This is a genomic window from Frankia sp. CoWAU3 (genome assembly GCF_977971855.1).
On sequence record NZ_CDWWXB010000054.1, the window covers coordinates 1 to 4,243 of the forward strand.

Below are 4,243 nucleotides of genomic sequence, written 5' to 3' on the forward strand. Positions count from 1 at the left end.
CCCGGAGCGGCCACGCAAGACACGCTCTAAGGCGCCAGGAGCGCGTCCAGTGGTGAGGCGGGCCCGACGGGGCCCGCCGCTGACCGGCGGAAGCCCGTCGGGACGGTCGGTCAGGAGTTGGCCACGGTGGTCAGGAGTTGGCCACCGGAAGGTAGATCCGATTGCCGGCGGCGTTGAACTCGGCGGCCTTCTCGCGCAGGCCGGCGGTGACCGCCTCGTCGCCGGCCGGGTCCGCGCCATGCCCGGCCGGGTCCAGCCCGTCCCCGCCCGCGTGTGCCCGCACCTGGTGGGAAATCTTCATCGAGCAGAAGTGCGGGCCGCACATCGAACAGAAGTGCGCCGACTTCGCGGCCGGGGCCGGCAGCGTCTCGTCGTGGAACGCGCGTGCGGTGTCGGGGTCGAGCGCGAGGTGGAACTGGTCGGCCCAGCGGAATTCGAACCGGGCGTCCGACAGGGCGTCATCCCAGGCCTGCGCGCCGGGATGACCCTTAGCGAGGTCGGCGGCGTGCGCGGCGATCTTGTAGGCGATAACGCCGGCCTTGACGTCGTCCCGGTCGGGCAGGCCGAGATGCTCCTTCGGGGTGACGTAACAGAGCATGGCGGTACCGGCCCATCCGATCATCGCCGCCCCGATCGCGGAGGTGATGTGGTCGTAGCCGGGGGCGATGTCGGTGGTCAGCGGCCCGAGGGTGTAGAACGGCGCGTCGTGGCACAGCTCCCGCTGCAGCTGCACGTTCTCCTCGATCTTGTTCATGGGCACGTGCCCGGGTCCCTCGATCATCACCTGGACGTCGTGCTCCCACGCCACCTGCGTCAACTCGCCCAGGGTGGCGAGCTCGGCGAGCTGTGCCTCATCGTTCGCGTCCGCGATGGACCCGGGCCGCAGGCCGTCGCCCAGAGAGAACGTGACGTCGTACGCGGCGAAGATCTCGCACAGCTCGGCGAAGTGGGTGTAGAGGAAGTTCTCCTCGTGATGGGCCAGGCACCAGGAGGCCAGGATCGAGCCGCCGCGCGAGACGATCCCGGTCCTGCGCCGCGCGGTCAGCGGCACGTAGCGCAGCAGCACCCCCGCGTGGACCGTCATGTAGTCCACACCCTGCTCGCACTGCTCGATCACGGTGTCCCGGTAGACCTCCCAGGACAGCTTCTCCGGCCGGCCACCGACCTTCTCCAACGCCTGGTAGATCGGCACGGTCCCGACCGGCACCGGCGCGTTACGGATGATCCACTCACGGGTCAGGGCGATGTCCGACCCGGTCGAGAGGTCCATCACGGTGTCCGCGCCCCAGCGGGTCGCCCACACCATCTTCTCGACCTCCTCCTCGATCGAGGAGGTAACGGCCGAGTTGCCGAGGTTCGCATTGATCTTCACGAGAAACGCACGGCCGATCGCCATCGGCTCGGACTCGGGATGGTTCACGTTCGCCGGCAGCACGGCCCGCCCCGCGGCGATCTCCGCCCGCACCGTCTCGACGGGAAGACCCTCCCGCAGGGCGACGAACTCCATCTCCCGAGTGATCTGACCGCGGCGGGCGTAGCCCAGCTGGGTTATGGAAGGCCGTCCCGGCACCGCCCGACGGGGCACTCGCACCCGCCCGTCGAGATCCGTCCCGCCGAGACCGGGCGTCCCAGGACCCGATGCCCCGGTCCCGGGAACGGTCCGCCGCTCATCCAGCGCGGTGTCGCCACGCTGGGCGATCCAGCTGTCCCGCGTCGCCGGCAGACCCCGGCGCACATCGATCGTCACCCCCGGATCGGTATATGGACCGGAGGTGTCGTACACCACGACGGTGTCACCCGTGGTCAGCACGATCTCCCGCATCGGCACCCGCAGATCGGGATCCGCTCCGACCAGCCAGGTCTTGCGGCTGCCCGTCAGCGGACCCGTCGAGACCGCCGTCATCCCTGCGGCCGAGACGGACGAGGAGGAGGACGAGGACGAGGACGGGGAGGATGCGGCGGACGACAAGGATGAGGTGGACGGGGACGAGGTGACGGCCTTCGAGGTGGACGAGGACGAACGGTCGGTACGCGACACCATGTAAGACTCCCTACGCCGGCATTACCCGGACAGGTTCCTGCGGTCGGCGGCCCCAGCCGCCCTCTCAGCCCCTTGGCGGAGCTCCCGCGATCAACTTCGACGCTTGTCGACAGTAAGACACCGCCGGCCCGCTCGCCACCCCTTCCGGTTCATCCGACGCATGCCCTACACCATCAGGCGACGTGAAGAGCCCTGTTCCGCCGGACCCCGGTTTCTCTGCGTGGCGGGGAACGCCGGACCAGCTCAGCGGTCCGGGGCCGCCGCCGGCCCGGAACTCCCGCCCAGGTAGGCCGTCTCGATGAGCTCGGGATGCGCGATGAGATCCGCCGCGCTCGCCGACAGCGCGATCCGGCCCCGGTCGAGAACGTAGCCACGGTCGGCCACCTGCAACGCGAGCGAGACGAACTGCTCGACCAGCAGCACGCCGGTCGACGTCTCGAGGGCGATCGTGCGCAGCAGGGCGAGCAGCTGCGGCGCAATCCCGGGTGCCAGGCCGAACGACAGCTCGTCCACCAGCAGCAGACGCGGTCTGCGCACCAGAGCGACGGCCAACGCGAGCCGTTGCCGCTCGCCCCCGGACAGTTCTCCGGCCGACCGGTCGAGCAGGCCGCGCAGCACCGGGAACCAGTCCAACACCCGCCCGATCTCGCCGGATGAGCGCCGGCCGGCCGCCAGGCGCAGGTTCTCGCGGACGGTCAACCGCCCGAGTGATCCTCGTCCCTGCGGTACGACCGCCATCCCCCGGCGGGCGAGTGTGCTCGGCGCGGCCCGGCGCGACCGGTCATCGAGGACCTTGACCCGTCCCCTCGACGGCGTCAGCAGCCCCGCCGCCGTGCGGATCAGCGTCGTCTTGCCCGCGCCGTTCGCTCCGAGCAGCGCCACGATCTCCCCGGCACCGACGGTGAGCGACACGTCCCGGAGCACCGGAACTCCGTCGTATCCGCTCGTGACCCGGTCGAGTACGAGCAGATCGCCCCCGCCTCGGCCGGGGGCCGGCGCCGGGGTGGAGGCGGGCACGGACCCGAGAGCAGGCACGGACCCGAGAGCAGGCACGGAGTCGAGAGCAGGCACGGAGTCGGACCCAGAGGCCGAGCCGGGCCCGGGTCCCGGGGCGGTCCCGGCGCGGTCGCCGCCGTCGGGCTCACCACCGCCCAGATAGGCAGCGCGGACCGCCGGATCGGCGCGCACCTCGGCGGATCGACCGCGCGCGACGACGCGGCCCCCGTCCAGGACGAGGACGTGGTCGCATACGTCGAAGACGAGCTTCACGTCGTGGTCGACGAGCAGCACGGCGATGCCGTCGGCGGCGATGCGGCGCAGCCGGTCGGCGAGCGTCCGGCGGGCGGCCGGGTCGAGACCTGCGGCCGGTTCGTCCAGCAGCAGGACCTTCGGCCTGGCGACGAGGGCGCGGCCGAGAGCCACCGAGGACCGCTCGTCGTGGGAGAGCGTCGACGGCAGGCGATCGGCGATCGTGGCAAGCCCGAGCGACCGGGCCGGATCTGGCCCGGTCGCGGGTCCGGGTGCTCGGGGCGTGACGACGGCCAGGTTCTCCCCGACCTCCAGACTGTCGAAGAGTTCCAGCGCCTGGAAGGTGCGGGCGAGCCCCAACCGCAGCCGCTCATGCGCCGGCAGTCCGACGAGCACGGCACCGTCCAGCGTGACGGTACCCGCGCTGATCGACGCAAACCCGGTGAGGGCGTCGATCAACGTCGTCTTTCCGGCTCCGTTGGGTCCGATGAGCCCGGTGATGGTGCCGGCCGACAGAGTGAAGGAGACATCCTCGAGGATGCGCGTGCGGCCCTGGTCGGCGGCGAGCATGTCGACCGCCAGCAACGCCGTCACGGGGCTCCGCCCGGGTTGACCGGATGCGGGGTCAGGCTCGGCCGGCCCTGGTCCGGCGGCTGCGGGTGTCGCACGTGATCTCCTCGACGCGTTCGCTGCCCAGTACCGGTCCGATGCGTGCCACCCGACCGATCCGCGCGGCCCTGATGATCGGCGCGAGCCGTCCGATGCGGTCGGTACGCGAGCCCGGCCGGACGTAGCACCGCCAGCACCACGACGGCGATCCCGCACAGCACGGACTGGTACTTGCCGAGCCCGGCAACCTGGTCCAGCACGATGAACACGATTCCGCCCGGCGCCAGCAGACCTCCCAGCAACGCTCCGCCGACGCTCGTCACCCCGCCGGCGGCCGCGATCGCC

General features: G+C 71.3%; 3 protein-coding genes, 1 pseudogene and 1 riboswitch. Of the genes and pseudogenes, 1 reads left to right on the forward strand and 3 read right to left on the reverse strand.

Translation table 11 applies throughout. The features are described from left to right. Window positions 1-130: 130 nt before the first annotated feature. Entirely contained in the window at window positions 131-1,903 is a 1,773-nt protein-coding gene (gene thiC / locus AC08ON_RS07515; protein WP_476607006.1) for a phosphomethylpyrimidine synthase ThiC, read from the reverse strand. Here thiC and AC08ON_RS07520 point away from each other — a divergent pair. Beyond that, on the forward strand, window positions 1,800-2,045 hold the full coding sequence (locus tag AC08ON_RS07520; protein ID WP_476607016.1) for a hypothetical protein: 246 nt from the start codon (window positions 1,800-1,802) through the stop codon (window positions 2,043-2,045). The two genes, thiC and AC08ON_RS07520, sit on opposite strands and share 104 nt — an antisense overlap. After that, window positions 2,032-2,139, reverse strand: a riboswitch (TPP riboswitch). (Overlaps the previous gene by 14 nt.) A gap of 145 nt (window positions 2,140-2,284) precedes the next feature. Here AC08ON_RS07520 and AC08ON_RS07525 read toward each other — a convergent pair. Beyond that, window positions 2,285-3,883, reverse strand: coding sequence for an ATP-binding cassette domain-containing protein (locus AC08ON_RS07525; protein ID WP_476607007.1), 1,599 nt, complete (start codon window positions 3,881-3,883; stop codon window positions 2,285-2,287). Then, window positions 3,880-4,243 (reverse strand): annotated as a pseudogene (locus AC08ON_RS07530) (branched-chain amino acid ABC transporter permease); the annotation flags it as partial. The gene AC08ON_RS07525 and the pseudogene AC08ON_RS07530, both read right to left, overlap by 4 nt.

Excerpts from the sequence above, each read along its gene's own strand:
- thiC (WP_476607006.1), bottom strand. The coding sequence starts at position 1,903 with ATGACGGCGGTCTCGACGGGTCCGCTGACGGGCAGCCGCAAGACCTGG.